Origin of the sequence: Streptomyces sp. NPDC014889, assembly GCF_043081205.1 — a bacterium.
Classification (GTDB): domain Bacteria; phylum Actinomycetota; class Actinomycetes; order Streptomycetales; family Streptomycetaceae; genus Streptomyces.
Genome location: NZ_JBIBWH010000015.1, coordinates 114,147 through 129,885 on the forward strand (window position 1 = coordinate 114,147; position 15,739 = coordinate 129,885).

Sequence of the window (15,739 nt, forward strand, 5' to 3'; positions counted from 1 at the left end):
CGTCATGGCCAAGCACACGACCACCACCCTGTGCGGACAGCAACTGGGTCAGCACGTAGACGGCGCGAGCGCACAGCGGGCTGGACACTGTTCCACCTGCATGGCGTTGTTCGGAAAGCTGATGACCGCACCACCCGCGGTCGGCTCTCCCGCCGCCACGGACCGCTAGGGTCTTTCGTCCGGATCAGCCCCGTGAGCCCGGCATGATCCAGGCGAGAGGCCCAACGTCCGGCCACCCGGCTCCCGTTCTCCGCCGCGAGGACGGGAGCCGGGTGTCGTGCTCCCTCTCTTCGGGGCTCGCGCGGGCGCGGCCGGTCAACACTCGGGCCAATTTTTGGCAACGTGTCCCCATATCGCATTCCGGAGGCGGTCGGTGGGTAACACTGAGCGGCGGAGGGGGGAGACGTGCGGCGGCGGCCTGCCGGCGCGCACATCCCGGAGTGTCACGCCCGCCTTGGGGAAGGCGGCGAGGGGACCAGCGGGGGGATGCATGACGCAGTCGCTTCCGGGGCAGCGGGCTGCCCGAGGGGGAGCGCGACCGGGGCGCCGGGCGCTGCCGGTCGTGGTGGTCGGCGCCGGGCCGTACGGGCTGTCCGTCGCCGCGCACCTGCGCGGGGCGGGGATCCCGGTGCGGGTCTTCGGGGAGGTCATGGGCAGTTGGCGGCACGCCATGGCGACCGGGATGTTCCTGAAGTCGACGCCGGACGCCGTCGACCTGTCCGCTCCGGAGCCGGGCGGCCGGCTGGCGGACTTCCTCCAGGTGCACGGTGAGCCGGAGCTGACCGAACTGACGCCCATCCCGTGCGAGGTGTTCGTACGGTACGGACAGTGGTTCCAGAAGCAGTACGTCGGCGAGGTGGAGCCGGCCCGGGTCGCGGCCGTCGACCCGGCCACGTCCGGCACGGGGTTCGCCGTACGGCTGGACGACGGACAGGAACTCGCGGCCGCCGCCGTGGTCGTGGCCACCGGCCTCAACGGACTGGCCCACGTCCCCGGCGAGTTGCGCGGACTCGCGCCCGAAGGGCCGGGGCCCGGCGCGCCGGTGTCGCACACCAGCCAGCACACCGACCTGTCCCGGTACGCCGGCCGCCGGGTCGCCGTGGTCGGCGGGGGCCAGTCCGCCCTGGAGAGCGCCGCACTGCTCCACGAGTCCGGTGCCCATGCGCAGGTGCTCGTCCGGGAGGACACCGTGTTGTGGGGGACGGTGCCGCGGCCGGGCCGGTCCTGGGCGCGGCGGATCGGCAGGCCCGCCTCACCGCTGGGCACGGGCTGGATCCTGGCCGCGGTCTGCCGGGCCCCCGGCGGGGTGCGGCATCTGCCGGCCGCGGCCCGACTGCTGCTGTTCCGGCGCGCGTTGCGGCCCTCGGGCGGATGGTGGCTGCGGGACCGGGTCGAGGGCGAGGTGCCGGTGCGCACCTCGCGCCGGGTCGTACGGGCCGAGACCGACGGCTCCGTCGTACGGCTGCACATCGCCGGGCCGGGCGGCGCGGCGGAGGCGCTCGACGTCGACCATGTGCTGGCCGCCACCGGTTACCGTCTGGACCTGGACGCCGTTCCGTTCCTGTCGCCGGCGGTGCGCCGGCCGCTCAGGCAGGTGCCGGGTTCGAGGGCGCCGCGGCTGAGCCCGGGGTTCGAGTCGTCGGTGCCGGGTCTGTACTTCACCGGGTCGCTCGCCGCCCCGGTGTTCGGGCCGATGATGCGGTTCGTCGCGGGGACCGGGTACGCGGCGGCCCGGGTCGCCCGGGACCGGGCCCGCCGGGCGGCCGACGCCGGTTGACCACGCGAGCCGTCCCCCGACCGCGCGGTCGAGGGACGGCCCGTCGCGGAGGGGGCTCCGGCCGAGCCTTGCCGGAACCTCCTCGTCTGTGCGGGTCAGGCGGTGTGCAGGGTCAGTCCGTAGCGGTTGAGGATCTCGTTGACCGGCTGGAACCAGGTCTCGCCGCCGCTGGAGCAGTTGCCCCAGCCTCCCGAGGTGACGCCCTGGGCCTGGTCACCGCTGATGAAGGAGCCGCCGGAGTCGCCCGGCTCGGCGCACACGCTGGTCTTGGTCAGCTCGTGCACGGCGCCCTGGCTGTAGTTGACGGTCTCGTTGTGCGCCAGCACGGTGCCGCAGTGCCAGTGCGTCGTCGAGCCCGAGCGGCAGACCGAGGCGCCGACGGGAGCCACGGCGGAGCCGCGTACCAGCTGGTCCGGGACGGTGCCCCAGCCGAGGACGACCGGAACCGTCCACCAGCCGCTGCCGACGCTGACCCACGCGTAGTCGTTGTCGGGGAACGAGGACCCCTGGAAGGTGCCGATGTACGAGCCGTCCCAGCCGCTCACGCCGGCGCCGGGCTGGCCGCAGTGTCCGGCGGTGACGAAGCCGCCGTACACCGAGAAGCCGATGGAGCAGCGGACGTTGCCGGTGTAGTACGGGTCGCCGCCGACCGTGCCCGCCGCGAAGGTCTGCGGCGCCGCGGAGACCGTGCGGACGGTGACGGGGCCGGCCGCGCGGGCCTTGGAGAGGAAGCGTTGGACATCGTTGTCGGAGCGCGCGGCGCCGACTACGTCCACGACCACCGTGTTGGCCTTGGGGTCCACCCGCCAGCCGCTCACACCCTGCGGTGCGGTCGTGCTGTCGAGGCGGGCCTTGGCCGTGTCCAGCTGCCGTGCGCTGTGCTGGACGGTGCGGACCTCGGCGCCGGCGGTACGGACGGCGCGCAGGGTCGAGTCGGAGGCGTCGGAGGTGACGGCCACGGTGAGGCGGCCGGTCGCGTCGTCGAACCATGAGCCGCCGAAGGCGGAGCCGGCGGCCGCGCGGGCCTTCGGTTCCACGGCCGTGGCGGTGCGTTCCGCCGCCAGCCGCGCCTCGGCCTGCTGCGGGGAGAGCCCCAGGTCGCGCTGCATCGCCTGGAGCAGGCCGGGGGAGGTGGAGGGTGCGGCGGCGGGGGTCGCCGCTCCGGCCGGAGTGGTGCCCGCCACGGCCCAGCTGCCGAGCAGGACGAGCGCGGCCACGGCCACGCGGTGGAGTCTGGTGCGTCTCACAGGGGGTGCCCTTCGTCGTTCCAACGAGGTGGGGGTGGAACACGGGGTGGAACAACCGCGACCTGAGAGCGCTCTCAACCGGGTCCGGGAGCAGCTTAGCGGGACTGGTTGAGCAGGTCCATGCCAATGCTGGTTTTCGCGCCCGCCTCGGCGCCGTCCCGTTTGCCTAATGGGCTTAGGCATATATTCAATGGCTTCAGGTTCTTGGTGGGCTCGAGTGGGAGGAGCGGCATGGCGCGTGCGGGGTTGACCACGGAACGCCTGATCAGAGCGGGAGCCGAGCTGGCGGACGAGGTCGGCTTCGAGCACGTGACCGTCTCGGCGCTCGCCCGGCGGTTCGACGTCAAGGCCGCGAGCCTGTACTCGCACCTGAAGAACTCCCAGGACCTCAAGACGGGGATCGCCCTGCTCGCCCTGGAGGAACTCGCGGACCGGGCCGCCGACGCGCTGGCCGGGCGGGCCGGCAGGGACGCGCTCGCCGCCTTCGCGAACGTCTACCGCGACTACGCCCGGGAGCACCCCGGCCGTTACGCGGCGGCGCGCCTGCGGCTGGACCCGGAGGCCGCCGCCGCGAGCGCCGGGGGCAGGCACGCGCAGATGACCCGCGCGATCCTGCGCGGCTACGACCTGACCGAGCCGGACGAGACCCACGCCGTCCGGCTGCTCGGCAGCGTCTTCCACGGCTACGTCAGCCTGGAACTGGCCGGCGGCTTCGCCCACAGCGCCCCGGACCCCCAGGAGACCTGGACCTGGATCCTCGACCGCCTCGACGCGATGCTCCGCACCTGGCCCCCTGCGTAGCGCCCGCACGTGCACACGCAGCGTGCGTGCGCGCGCCCGCTGACGGGTGACGGGTGACGGGTGACGGGTGACGGGTGACGGGAGCGGGGCGAGCGCGAGCAGAGCCTCCTGCGGGCCTCGGGCCGTCTCTGCGCGGTCGTCCCGCGTCGGACGGCCGTGCGGCCGGTGCCGTCCCATCGGTGCGCGCGGCTACGTTCCGTCGTCGTTCGCGGACGGGTCGCAGTCGGGTGCCGTGAGTCGTCGCTGCCTCGGCCGAAATTCTCCTCGCTGCCGGGGACAGCGCTTTCACCCGCCGGAATCTTCGCGATCCGAGGGTTCCTCGTGCGGTCCGGGCCGGGCCCTGCCGAACGATCAATCACGAAAGTCGTGACGATGCGGGAGGGTGGATGTTACAAATGCCGGATGGCAGACCGTTTTACCCGTCTTCGACGTATATCGCTGCGCTCGCCGCTGGGAAAGAGCCCGCGAAGCGTCGCCGGACAGGTGTTCGTTCTGCAGGTGGCGCTGGTGGCGCTGCTTGTGGCCTTCGCCGTCTTCTCCCTCGTCCTCCAGTCGCAGCGCGACATCAACGCCGAGGCCAAGCGCCGTTCCGTGGCCGTGGCGCAGACCTTCGCGCACTCCCCGGGCGTCGTGAGCGCACTGCGCGTGCCCGGCCCGTCGCAGGTGCTCCAACCCCTCACGGAGGCGGGACGCAGGGCCGCGGGGGTCGACTTCATCGTCGTCATGGACACGAAGGGCATCCGCTACACCCACCCCCTGCCGGACCGCATCGGCCGGCGCTTCGTCGGCACCATCGAGCCGTCGCTGGCCGGCAAGGTCTACACCGAGAGCGTCCACGGGCCGCTCGGCGAAGAGGTGCAGGCCACCGTTCCCGTCAGGGACGGCGCCCGCGTCGTGGCGCTGGTCTCCGCCGGTCTCCAGGTCAAGCACGTGACCAGCCAGGTGTACCGGCAGATCCCGATCATCCTGGGCGCAGGGGCGGCGGCGCTGTGCCTGGCCACCGGCGTGACGGCCCTGGTCGGCAGGCGGCTGCGGCGGCAGACCCACAGCCTCGCCCCGGACGAGATGACCCGCATGTACGACCACCACGACGCGGTCCTGCACTCCGTACGCGAAGGGGTGCTCATCGTCGGTGACGACGGGCGGCTGCTGCTGGCGAACGACGAGGCCAAGCGACTCCTGGACCTGCCGTCGGACGCCGAGGGCAGGCAGGTGACGCAGTTCCCGACGCTGGAACCCGAGACCGTCGAACTGCTCGCCTCCGGCCGCATGGCCACCGACGAGGTGCACCTCGCCGGGTCCCGCCTGCTGGCGGTCAACCAGCGGCCCACCCACCATGACGGAGGCGGGCGACGCACGGTGGTGACCCTGCGCGACTCCACCGAACTCCAGGCCATCTCCGGCCGCGCCCAGGTCGCCAGGGAACGGCTCGAACTGCTCTACGACGCCGGACTGGGCATCGGCACCACCCTCGACGTGGCCCGCACCGCCGACGAGCTCGCCCAGGTCGCCGTCCCCCGCTTCGCCGACTACGTCTCCGTGGACCTCGCCGAGGGCGTACTCCAGGGCGAGGAGCCCGCCGCCACCGCGACGGACCTGCGCCGCATCGCCGTACGCGGTGTCCAGGACGACTCGCCGCTCTACGAGAAGGGCCGGCTGATCGACTTCCTGCCGTCCACACCCCAGGCACGCAGCTACGGCAGCGGCCACCTGGAACTGGTGACGGACCTGTCGTCGGAGCACGGCTGGCACGCGCAGGACCCGGCACGCGCCGAGGCGATCGTCGACTACGGCATCCAGTCGCTGATCTCGGCCCCCATCCAGGCCCGCGGTGTCGTCCTGGGCATGGCCAACTTCTGGCGCCGCAAGGAGCGCGGCCCGTTCGACGAGGAGGAGCTGTCCCTGGCCGAGGAACTGGTGGCCCGGGCCGCGGTGAGCATCGACAACGCCCGCCGCTACGCCCGCGAGCACGCCCTCGCGGTCACCCTGCAGCGCAGCCTGCTGCCGCGGGCGCTGCCCGAGTTGAGCGCGCTGGAGGTCGGCTACCGCTATCTGCCCGCCCAGTCGGGTGTGAGCGGTGACTGGTTCGACGTGATCCCGCTGCCCGGAGGGCGGGTCGCCCTGGTCGTCGGGGACGTGGTCGGGCACGGCCTGCACGCCGCCGCGACCATGGGACGGCTGCGGACCGCGGTGCACAACTTCTCCACGCTCGACCTGCCCCCCGACGAGCTGCTGAGCCACCTGGACGACCTCGTCGGCCGCATCGACCAGGACGAGGCCTCCACCGGTGCCGCCGCGGCCGTCGTCGGAGCCACCTGTCTGTACGCGATCTACGATCCCGTGACCCGCCGCTGCGCCATGGCGCGCGCCGGTCATCTCGCACCCGCGCTGATCAGCCCGGACGGCGGCGTCACCTTCCCGGACCTGCCGCACGGCCCGCCCCTCGGCCTGGGCGGCATGCCGTTCCGTACGGCCGAGCTGGAGCTGCCCGAAGGCACCCAGCTCGCCCTGTACACCGACGGGCTCGTCGAGGACCGCAGGCGGGACCTGGACGTCGGCATGGAGATGCTGCGCCAGGCCCTCGCGGGCCATCCCGACCGCTCGCCGGAGCAGAGCTGCCAGGCCGTGCTCGAGGCGCTGCTGCCCGCGCGTCCCAAGGACGACGTCGCCCTGCTCATCGCCCGCACCCGGGCGCTGCCGTGCGACCGGGTCGCCGAGTGGGACGTGCCGCCGGACCCCGCCGCCGTCGCCCGGGTCCGCGTCGCGGCCGCCCGCACACTCGACGAGTGGGGCCTGTCCGAGCTCGGCTTCAGCATGGAACTGGTGCTCAGCGAACTCGTCACCAACGCCATCCGCTACGGCGGCGAGCCGATCCACGTCCGGCTGATCCGCGACCGCACGCTGATCTGCGAGGTGTCCGACGGCACCAGCACCTCGCCGCACCTGCGCTACGCCGCGACGACCGAGGAGGGCGGCCGCGGCCTGTTCCTGGTGTCGCAGATGACCGAGCACTGGGGCACCCGCTACTCCCCGCACGGCAAGGTGATCTGGGCGGAGCTCGCCCTGCCCGAGGGCGTCGAGAAGCCGGGCACGGCCATGGCCGGAGCGGTCCCGCACGCCACCGACGGCTGGCCCGCCGCGCCACGGACACCGGTGCTCCCCGGACAGGTGACGGGCGACCGCGCCTGACGGGCGGCCCCCGGCCCCCGGGCACACGGGTGATCGGCCGGCCTTCGAGCAGTGACGGCGCGGGACCGCCCGCTGGAGGGCGGTCCCGCGCCGTCGCGAAAACGAACGGACGCGTCAGGCGAGGGCCCCGGCGGCCTCCGGCTGCGGGGCGTGCCGCGGCAGGGTCAGCACGGCCAGGAATCCGAGGACCGCGACCGCGGCGAAGAAGTAGAAGCCCCACGGGTGGCCGATGCCGGCCGTGACCAGGGCCCCGGTGATCGTCGGGCCGACGATCGAGCCGATCCGGCCGATTCCGGAGGCCGAGCCCAGGGCGGTCCCGCGGACCGCGGCCGGGTAGAAGTGGGTCACGTAGGCGTACACGAGCACCATGGCGGAGAAGACGAACACGCCGGTGAGGAAGACGACGACGTCGAGCAGGATGTCGCTGCTCATCTTGATGCTCAGACAGCCGAGCATGACCACGGACACCGCGAACCAGCCGAGTATGGTCCCTTTGATGCCCCGCCGGTCGGCCACGAAGCCGCCGACGACCAGGCCGACGACACCGCCGACGTTGAGTATCAGGAGCTGGGTGACGGCCGTGGGGACCGGGTAGCCGGCGTCGTTCATCAGCTTGGGCAGCCAGGTGTTCAGGCCGTAGACCAGCAGCAGCCCCATGAACGAGGCGACCCAGATGCCGATGCCCGCGCGCAGGTAGGCGGGCTTGAGCAGTTCGGTGAGCGGGACCCGCTGCGCTCCCGTCGCCTGCTTGGCCTGCGTGAACGCCTCCGACTCCGGCAGCCGGAACCACTGGATGCCGGCGACGACGAGGCCGGCCACGCCGAGGACGTAGAACAGGATCTGCCAGTTGTCGGTCACCTGGAGGGCCAGCAGGGAGGTGATCACGGCGCCGGTGTGGTAGCCGGTCATGGTCAGGGTGCTGGCCCGGGCACGCCTGCTGGCCGGCATGTGCTCGGCCATCATCGTGAGCGACACCGGCATGCAGGCGCCGAGGCCCAGACCGGCGATCAGCCGGAGGACGGCGAACATCGCCACGGAGCCGGCCAGCGGCACCACGATGGTGAAGACCGAGAACACCACCACCGACGCGATGAGCAGCAGGCGGCGGCCCAGCCGGTCGGCCAGCGGGCCGACGCAGACGGCTCCGATGGCGACGCCGACGAGCGACAGCGTCGCGATCATGGTGGCGTCGCCCGCGGTCATGCCGAGATGGCGGGTCTTGAGCAGGGTCGGGATGATGGCGCCGAGGACGACGAGGTCGTAGCCCTCGAGCATGACGGTGATCCAGCACAGGACCACGGTCCAGGTGCCGCGTCCGGCGGTGCCGGACTGCACGGTCGTCTGGGACGAGACGGCGGATGTCATTGCGGACGTTCCCCCTGGGGACGGGAGCGGACGGGCGGGGACGAGCGAGGTCGGAACGGAACCGTGACGGGGTCAGAACGGGTAGTCGGCGATCTCGGGCCGGACGGTGACCCACTGGGTCTCGGTGAAGGCCTCGACGTTGGCGGCGGCGCCGCCGAACCGGGATCCGGTGCCGGAGGCCTTGACCCCGCCGAAGGGGGCGTTGGGCTCGTCGCTGACGGTCTGCTCGTTGATGTGGACCTTGCCGGACTCGATCCGGTCGGCGAGCTTCATCGCCGTCCCCACGTCGCCGAGGATTCCCACGGACAGCCCGTACTCGCAGTCGTTGACGATCCGCGCGGCCTCCTCCAGCGTCGAGAAGCCGATGACGGGCGCGACGGGCCCGAAGATCTCCTCGCGCCAGGCAGGCATGTCGGTCGTCAGCCCGCTCAGCACCGTGGCCCGGTAGCCCGCGCCGGCGATCTCGCCGCCGGCCGCGAGAGTGGCGCCCGCGGCGACGCTGTCGGTGACGATGCCGTGCACCCGCTCCAGTTGGCGCCGGTCGATGAGCGGGCCGAGCGCGACGTCCTCGCGGGCCGGGTCGCCGACCGGCAGGGCCGCGGCCTTCGCCGCCAGCTCCGCGGTGTACTCCTCCAGCAGCGACTCGTGGACGATGTGACGGCCGGTCGTCATGCAGATCTGGCCCTGGTGCAGATACGAGCCGAACGCGCCGGCGGAGGCCGCCTTCCGCACGTCCGCCCCCGGCAGTACGACCAGCGCGTTGTTCCCGCCCAGCTCCAGGTGGGCCCGCTTGAGCAGGCGTCCGGCCTGCTCGCCGATCGCCCGCCCGACCGGGGTCGAGCCGGTGAAGGAGACCACCCGGACCTCGGGCGCCTCGACCACCGCCCGGCCGACCGAGCCGTCACCCGGCAGCAGGTGCAGCACGCCGTCCGGGAGCCCCGCCTCCTCGAAGACGCGCGCGATGACGACACCGCCGCTCACCGCGGTGCGCGGGTCCGGCTTGAGCAGCACCGCGTTGCCCAGGGCGAGCGCGGGCGCCACCGAGCGCAGACCCAGGATGAGCGGGAAGTTGAAGGGCGCGATGACACTGACGACGCCGGCGGGACGGCGCCGGGAGAGGGACCAGCGGGCGTCCTCGGAGGTGAGCACCTCGCCCTGCGGGTGCGTCGGCAGGCCCGCGCACTCGAAGCACTCGCCCACGGCGAGCCGCGCCTCGAAGGCCGCCTTGGCCCGTACGGACCCGGCCTCGCGCACCAGCCAGTCCGCGATCGCGGCGGAGTGCTCGGCCAGCAGCTCGCCCGCCCGGCGCAGGACGGCGGCCCGCCGCTGCGGGGAGGTCGCCGCCCAGTCGCGCTGCGCCTCGGCCGCGCGGGCGGACGCACGCCGTACGTCCTTGGCGGTGGCCAGGCCCGCCGTCGCGAGCTGTTCGCCGGTGGCGGGCTCGACGACCGGCTGCTCGCCGGCGGCGTCCCTCCAGCCGTCGCTGAAGAACTTCTTGCCCCAGACGTCGCTGTCCAGGAGTGCCATCGCGTTCCCTCTCTTCTTCTCGGGGCGGATCAGGACGGGGTGGTGAGCGCGGTGTCCACCTGGATCAGGCGCGGCTGGTCCGGGAGCTCGGCGAGGGCGGCCCGCAGTTCCTCGGCGCCGCCGACGTGCCGGGCCTGGACGCCGTATCCCTCGGCGATGCGGGTGAAGTCCAGACCGGGGATGTCCAGACCGGGGGCGTCCGGCACGCCCAGCAGGCCGCCGAACCAGCGCAGGGCCCCGTACGTGCCGTTGCGCAGCAGCACGACGGTCAGCGGCACGCGGTGCTGTGCGGCCGTCCACAGGGCGGTGATGCCGTAGTTGGCCGAGCCGTCCCCGATGACGCCGGCCACCGGACGGCCCGGCTGCCCCATGGCGACCCCGACCGCGCCGGGCAGCCCGAACCCGAGTCCGCCGGCCGCCGGGAAGTAGTAGGAGCCGGGCCGGCGCAGGTCCATCTGGCGCCACCAGGAGGCGTTCGTCGACGTCGACTCGACCACGTACGCGGTGTCCTCGGGCAGTTCGTCGCGCAGCGCGGCGAAGACCTGCTCCGGGTGCAGCCGGGAGCCGTCGCCGGCCGGCGGCTCGGGCGCGGGCCGGAAGGCGCCGGCGGGCGCCTCGGGGCCGTCGAGCAGCTTCAGGAGCAGACCGATGACGGCTCCGGGGCCGGCGACCAGCGCCTCGCCCATCGGCGCCCGCGCGGCGGCGGAGGCGTCCTCGGTCACCTGGAGCAGCCGGGTGCCCTCGGGCAGGTACCGGCCGGGCAGGTGCTCGTGGTAGCGGAACACCGGCGCGCCGAGCACCAGCACGAGATCGTGGCCCTCGAACGCCTCGCAGACCGGCGCGATCCCGGCGGGCAGCACCCCGCGGAACAGCGGGTGCCGGTTGGGGAAGGGCAGCCGGAACTGCGAGGGCGCCGCCCACACCGGGCCGCCCAGGCGCTCGGCCAGCCGGACGGCGTCGTCGAACAGTCCCGCCGAGTCGATGTCCCCGCCCAGCACCAGCGCGGGCCGCCGGGCGGAGGCGACCTGCTCGGCCAGCCGGCGGCCCTGCTCCCCGTCGGGCACGGAAGCACGGGCGACCCGCCGGTCGAGGACCGCCGGGGCGTTGTCGCCCGCGTCGGCCGCCCAGTCGTCGTAGGGGACGGACAGGTACGTCGGGCACCGCTGGAGCTCCGCCTCGAAGACGGCCTGGGCGAGGGCGCGCGGCACGTCCTGGGCGCACGCCGGCTCGGCCGCCCAGCCGACCAGCGGCCGCATCAGCGCCGGGGCGTCCACATTGGACAGGTTGGCCTCCGGACCGACGGCGGAGCGCACCTGCTGGCCTGCGACGATCACGAGCGGGGTGCGGGAGGCCACGGAGTTCGTCAGCGCGCCCATCGCGTTCCCGGAGCCCGAGGCCGCGTGCAGATTGACCAGGACGGGCCGGCCGGTCGCCTGTGCGTACCCGTCGGCCATGCCGACGACGGCGCCCTCGTGCAGGCCGAGGACGTAGCGGAAGCTGTCGGGGAGTCCGGCGAGGAAGGGCAGCTCGTTGGAGCCGGGGTTGCCGAACACGGTGGTGAGCCCCCGGCGCTCCAGGAACTCGTGGCAGAGGCGGCGTACGGAAGGCACGGGCGTTCCCTTCGGAGTGACGCACGCCACGCTAGGCAAGCGCTCACATGAGCACCAATAAATCTTTTACCCTCGCGATATAGAGTCCTTCGATATGAGGACCTTCGACCTCAACCTCGCCCGCGTCTTCGTGCTGCTGTACGAGACCGGCAGCGTCACGGTCACCGCCGACACGCTCCACGTCACCCAGCCCACCGTCAGCTACAGCCTGGGCAAGCTGCGCCGTCACTTCGGCGACGAGCTGTTCCGGCGCACGGGACGCGGACTGACGCCGACCGCGGGCGCCCGTCGGCTGTACGAGCCGTTGCAGCGCGCCCTCGCCGACATCGACGGCACGGTCCGCCAGGCCGACGTCTTCGATCCGCGGGCCATGTCCGGCCGCTTCACGGTGGCCCTGTCCGACCTGGGCGAGGTGACCCTGCTGCCGCGCCTGATGGCCGCGGCCCGCGAGCGGGCTCCCGGGGTGTCCTTCACGGTGCGGCCGCTGGACGTGGACGACGCGGAGCACCAGCTCCGCCGCGGCGACATCGACGCCTTCGTGGCCACCCCCGTGCTGACCTCGCACCGGACCGTGCGGATCCCGCTCTTCCACGAGCGCTATGTCGGCATGGTCGCCGCCGGCCATCCCCGCGTACGGGACGAGTCGGTCACCCTGGCCGAGCTCGCGGCCGAGTCCCACGCCACCGTCTTCGGCCCCAGCGGGCACGTCGTCCCGCGTGCCGTGCTCGCCTCGCACGGGCTGCTCGACCGGGTGGTGGTGGACGCCACCCGCTTCTCGATGCTGCCCTACCTGCTGGAGCAGACCGACCTGATCGCCATCGTCCCCGAGTACGTCGGCGAGGTCTTCGCGTCCTCCCACCAACTGCGCCTGGTGCGGCTCCCCTTCGACACCGAGCCGATCGAGGTGGCGCTGTACGCCCGGCACGAGTCCTCGCGCAGCCCGTCCCAGCGGTGGCTGGTGCGGTTCATGTCCGAGGTCCTGGGGGAGCGGGTGAGCCCCGCCCAACTGCCCCCGTCCGCCACCGGGTAGGCCCCCGCCGCGCGCCGCGGCGACAGCGCCGTGCCCGCCATGAGCGTGAGGCGCGTAGGCCAACCGGGTGCAATCCGCCGGGCGTTACTCCGTCCAGGCGACGGCTGCCTCCGGCTCGGCGGCCCGAGACGGAAGGATGGAGCCCGGGCCCTGCGGGAGAACCGCGTGGACCTTCGTGTACCCATCTCCTGAGAGAAAGCGTGTCACGGGCCGCATGACAGACGTCCAGCACACCACGCGCGAAACCGCCGCTCCCCGTCGTCACCTGCGGCCCGGTGCCGTGGTGGTGAACTGGGTGACGACGACCGATCACAAGACGATCGGCTCGCTGTATCTGATCACCTCCTTCGCGTTCTTCCTGCTCGGCGGCATCATGGCGCTGGTGATGCGTGCCGAACTGGCCCGCCCGGGTCTGCAACTGCTGTCGACCGAGCAGTTCAACCAGATGTTCACGATGCACGGCACGATCATGCTGCTGATGTTCGCGACGCCGCTGTTCGCGGGCTTCACGAACTGGATCATGCCGCTGCAGATCGGCGCCCCGGACGTGGCCTTCCCGCGGCTGAACATGTTCGCCTACTGGCTCTACCTGTTCGGCTCGCTGATCGCGGTGGCCGGCTTCCTCACCCCGCAGGGCGCCGCCGACTTCGGCTGGTTCGCCTACGCCCCGCTGAACGACGTCATCCACACCCCGGGCCTGGGCGCGGACCTGTGGATCCTCGGCCTGGGCATGTCCGGCTTCGGCACCATTCTCGGCGCGGTCAACTTCATCACCACGATCATCTGCATGCGCGCGCCGGGCATGACCATGTTCCGCATGCCGATCTTCACCTGGAACGTGCTGCTGACCGCCGTGCTGGTCCTGCTGGCCTTCCCGGTCCTCGCGGCCGCGCTGCTCAGCCTGGAGGTGGACCGCAAGTGGGGCGCCCACGTCTTCGAGGCGGCCAACGGCGGTTCGCTGCTGTGGCAGCACCTGTTCTGGTTCTTCGGGCATCCAGAGGTGTACATCATCGCGCTGCCGTTCTTCGGCATCGTCAGTGAGATCATCCCGGTCTTCGCCCGCAAGCCGATGTTCGGTTACATGGGCCTGATCGGCGCGACCATCTCGATCGCCGGCCTCTCGGTGACCGTGTGGGCGCACCACATGTTCGTCACCGGCGGTGTGCTGCTGCCGTTCTTCTCCTTCATGAGCTTCCTGATCGCGGTGCCGACCGGGGTGAAGTTCTTCAACTGGATCGGCACCATGTGGAAGGGGTCCCTGAGTTTCGAGACGCCGATGCTGTGGGCGACCGGCTTCCTGGTGACGTTCCTCTTCGGCGGTCTGACGGGTGTCCTGCTGGCCTCGCCGCCGCTGGACTTCCACGTCTCCGACTCGTACTTCGTGGTGGCCCACTTCCACTACGTCGTCTTCGGCACGGTGGTGTTCGCGATGTTCGCCGGCTTCCACTTCTGGTGGCCGAAGTGGACCGGCAAGATGCTCGACGAGCGCCTGGGCAAGATGACGTTCTGGACGCTGTTCGTCGGCTTCCACACCACGTTCCTGGTGCAGCACTGGCTGGGCGCGGAGGGCATGCCCCGCCGGTACGCCGACTACCTGGCGAGCGACGGCTTCACCACCCTCAACGAGATCTCCACCATCGGCTCGTTCCTGCTGGGCTTTTCGATGCTGCCGTTCTTCTACAACGTCTGGAAGACGGCCAAGTACGGCGAGAAGGTCGACACCGACGACCCGTGGGGCTACGGCCGCTCCCTGGAGTGGGCCACCTCCTGCCCGCCGCCCCGGCACAACTTCGTCACCCTGCCCGTCGTCCGCAGCGAGTCCCCGGCCTTCGACCTGCACCACCCGGAGGTCTCGGTCACGGACAAGCGGGAGAACCTGGGCCTGCCAGGATGACCGACGCGGCCAAACGCCCGGACGGACAGCCGGCCGGGCCCACCGGACTGGTCGAGCAGGTCGAGGGCTATCTGCTGTGGCAGACCCGCGTCGCCGAGGCCGAGCAGCGGGCCCGTGCCTTCACCGAGCCCATGCAGTGGCTGACCACGGCGCAGCGCGAGGAGATCGAGGAGCACTACGTCTCCGACTGCCTGGTGCGGGCCCGGGAGGACCTCCAGCGGATCGCCGAGCGGTGCCGGGCGCTGCGCGGCGAGTACGAACAGCGCTACCGCCAGTTGCGGGCGAGGTGCTTCGCGTTCGTCCTCATCGCCCTCGCGGTGCTCGCCGGGGCGGCCGTCCTGGCGCTGGCCCTAGGGGGTGTCTGAGACGCGGATCCGGCCCGCCCCACCCGCGCCGGACACCACTCGGGCCGCCCTCCTCGCGGGGGCGGTCCGAGCCCGTTGTGCCGGCCCACCGGGCCGGCGGTCCCGGTCACGGGAGCTTCACTGCGGCGGCTGGTCCTGACCCGGGTCCGGCCGGCCGAGCTGGTCCTTGAGCTTGTCCTGGCCGGTGTCGACCTGGCTCCGGTACTTTCCCTGGGTCCGCTCGTCGACGTAGTCACCGGCTTTGTCGATGCCCTTGCCGGCCTGCTCCTCGTGACCTTTCAGCAGTCCCTTGAGCTTGTCCAGCATGCTCATCGCATACTCCTTAACGCCGTGGTTCCTCCCAGCATGGCCGACGGCGGTAGGGGATGCATCCGCAGCCGGAACAGCGGGGTTCACCTGCGCGCATACCCGTCTTTCGTCAGCGCGCGCACAGGTTCTCGGCCGGCGGCACGCCGTCGAGCAGCCGGCGGCCGTCCCGCTCCGTGATGTGCCACGCCGTGCACAGGGAGTCGTCCCGCGCCGAACGCAGCAGCAGGAAGTCGCTGCCGTCGCGGTGCTCGACCCGGACCTGCAACGCAGGGGCGTCCTCGCCCAGCCGGTCCAGGTAGTCGGCGGCGTAGTCGTCGGAGACGGTGTCCTCGTCGAACAGGGTCTGGAGGCCGTCCGCGTCCCGGTCGGCGGCCGCCTTCCGGGCCTTCTCGGCCAGCGCGGTCACGCTCGGCGCGCCGGGCGGGGGTTCCGTCGCGATCGAGTAGCACACCACGCCCAGCCAGGTGCCCAGACCGACGATCAGCGCGATCACCGCGAGACGCGACTTGCTCGAACGTTTCGGGCGCCCTTGCGGCACTGCTCTTCCTCCCGACATGCCCTGTGTAGGCGACCACTCTCCCACGGCGGAGGACTCGTACGAGCACGAGGCCGGTGCATGGACTGT

The 15,739-nt window shown here is 72.3% G+C and carries 12 protein-coding genes; 6 read left to right on the forward strand and 6 right to left on the reverse strand.

The genetic code is table 11. The annotated features are described in order from the left end of the window. Positions 1–490 precede the first annotated feature (490 nt). Positions 491–1,777 (forward strand): FAD-dependent oxidoreductase, encoded by a 1,287-nt coding sequence (locus tag ACF09J_RS28095; RefSeq protein WP_392308246.1) that lies wholly within the window; start codon positions 491–493, stop codon positions 1,775–1,777. Positions 1,778–1,872: 95 nt separating this feature from the next. Here ACF09J_RS28095 and ACF09J_RS28100 read toward each other — a convergent pair whose 3' ends face one another. Then, positions 1,873–3,024 carry a S1 family peptidase gene (locus ACF09J_RS28100; RefSeq protein WP_392308247.1) on the reverse strand — a complete coding sequence of 384 codons (1,152 nt, stop codon included), beginning with the start codon at positions 3,022–3,024 and terminating at the stop codon, positions 1,873–1,875. A gap of 231 nt (positions 3,025–3,255) precedes the next feature. On the opposite strand from ACF09J_RS28100, the gene ACF09J_RS28105 reads away from it, so the two are divergent. After that, positions 3,256–3,825, forward strand: a complete 570-nt coding sequence (locus ACF09J_RS28105) for a TetR/AcrR family transcriptional regulator (protein WP_392308248.1) — start codon at positions 3,256–3,258, stop codon at positions 3,823–3,825. A gap of 402 nt (positions 3,826–4,227) precedes the next feature. Further along, entirely contained in the window at positions 4,228–7,014 is a 2,787-nt protein-coding gene (locus ACF09J_RS28110) for a SpoIIE family protein phosphatase (protein WP_392308249.1), read from the forward strand. Between the two features lie 114 nt (positions 7,015–7,128). Here ACF09J_RS28110 and ACF09J_RS28115 read toward each other — a convergent pair whose 3' ends face one another. The 3 genes from ACF09J_RS28115 to mdlC form a co-directional block, all read right to left on the reverse strand. Further along, positions 7,129–8,379: an MFS transporter gene (locus tag ACF09J_RS28115; protein WP_392308250.1), complete on the reverse strand. Its 1,251-nt coding sequence runs from the start codon at positions 8,377–8,379 to the stop codon at positions 7,129–7,131. A gap of 72 nt (positions 8,380–8,451) precedes the next feature. Then, complete coding sequence (locus tag ACF09J_RS28120) at positions 8,452–9,906, reverse strand: benzaldehyde dehydrogenase (protein ID WP_392308251.1); 1,455 nt, start codon at positions 9,904–9,906, stop codon at positions 8,452–8,454. A gap of 29 nt (positions 9,907–9,935) precedes the next feature. Further along, the gene (gene mdlC, locus ACF09J_RS28125; protein WP_392308252.1) at positions 9,936–11,516 is read right to left on the reverse strand and encodes a benzoylformate decarboxylase; all 1,581 of its coding nucleotides are present in this window, start codon (positions 11,514–11,516) and stop codon (positions 9,936–9,938) included. Between the two features lie 94 nt (positions 11,517–11,610). On the opposite strand from mdlC, the gene ACF09J_RS28130 reads away from it, so the two are divergent. From ACF09J_RS28130 to ACF09J_RS28140, 3 genes are all read left to right on the forward strand, one after another. Next, on the forward strand, positions 11,611–12,546 hold the full coding sequence (locus tag ACF09J_RS28130) for a LysR family transcriptional regulator (RefSeq protein WP_392308253.1): 936 nt from the start codon (positions 11,611–11,613) through the stop codon (positions 12,544–12,546). A 214-nt stretch (positions 12,547–12,760) separates the two neighbouring features. Beyond that, the gene (gene ctaD, locus ACF09J_RS28135; protein WP_392308254.1) at positions 12,761–14,440 is read left to right on the forward strand and encodes a cytochrome c oxidase subunit I; all 1,680 of its coding nucleotides are present in this window, start codon (positions 12,761–12,763) and stop codon (positions 14,438–14,440) included. Further along, a complete protein-coding gene (locus ACF09J_RS28140) occupies positions 14,437–14,805 on the forward strand; it encodes a cytochrome C oxidase subunit I (protein WP_392308255.1) in 369 nt (122 codons plus the stop codon). The genes ctaD and ACF09J_RS28140 overlap by 4 nt, the downstream gene beginning before the upstream one ends. A 117-nt stretch (positions 14,806–14,922) precedes the next feature. On the opposite strand, the gene ACF09J_RS28145 is transcribed toward ACF09J_RS28140, so the two are convergent. Together ACF09J_RS28145 and ACF09J_RS28150 are read right to left on the reverse strand one after the other, a co-directional pair. After that, positions 14,923–15,117 carry an antitoxin gene (locus tag ACF09J_RS28145; RefSeq protein ID WP_392308256.1) on the reverse strand — a complete coding sequence of 65 codons (195 nt, stop codon included), beginning with the start codon at positions 15,115–15,117 and terminating at the stop codon, positions 14,923–14,925. 106 nt (positions 15,118–15,223) lie between these two features. Beyond that, the gene (locus ACF09J_RS28150) at positions 15,224–15,652 is read right to left on the reverse strand and encodes a hypothetical protein (RefSeq protein WP_392308257.1); all 429 of its coding nucleotides are present in this window, start codon (positions 15,650–15,652) and stop codon (positions 15,224–15,226) included. Positions 15,653–15,739: the final 87 nt, after the last annotated feature.

Coding starts and splice junctions, on each gene's coding strand:
- ACF09J_RS28095 (WP_392308246.1), top strand. CDS start 491: ATGACGCAGTCGCTTCCGGGGCAGCGGGCTGCCCGAGGGGGAGCGCGA.
- ACF09J_RS28105 (WP_392308248.1), top strand. CDS start 3,256: ATGGCGCGTGCGGGGTTGACCACGGAACGCCTGATCAGAGCGGGAGCC.
- ACF09J_RS28120 (WP_392308251.1), bottom strand. CDS start 9,906: ATGGCACTCCTGGACAGCGACGTCTGGGGCAAGAAGTTCTTCAGCGAC.
- ACF09J_RS28110 (WP_392308249.1), top strand. CDS start 4,228: ATGGCAGACCGTTTTACCCGTCTTCGACGTATATCGCTGCGCTCGCCG.
- ACF09J_RS28145 (WP_392308256.1), bottom strand. CDS start 15,117: ATGAGCATGCTGGACAAGCTCAAGGGACTGCTGAAAGGTCACGAGGAG.
- ACF09J_RS28130 (WP_392308253.1), top strand. CDS start 11,611: ATGAGGACCTTCGACCTCAACCTCGCCCGCGTCTTCGTGCTGCTGTAC.
- ACF09J_RS28115 (WP_392308250.1), bottom strand. CDS start 8,379: ATGACATCCGCCGTCTCGTCCCAGACGACCGTGCAGTCCGGCACCGCC.
- ACF09J_RS28140 (WP_392308255.1), top strand. CDS start 14,437: ATGACCGACGCGGCCAAACGCCCGGACGGACAGCCGGCCGGGCCCACC.
- ctaD (WP_392308254.1), top strand. CDS start 12,761: ATGACAGACGTCCAGCACACCACGCGCGAAACCGCCGCTCCCCGTCGT.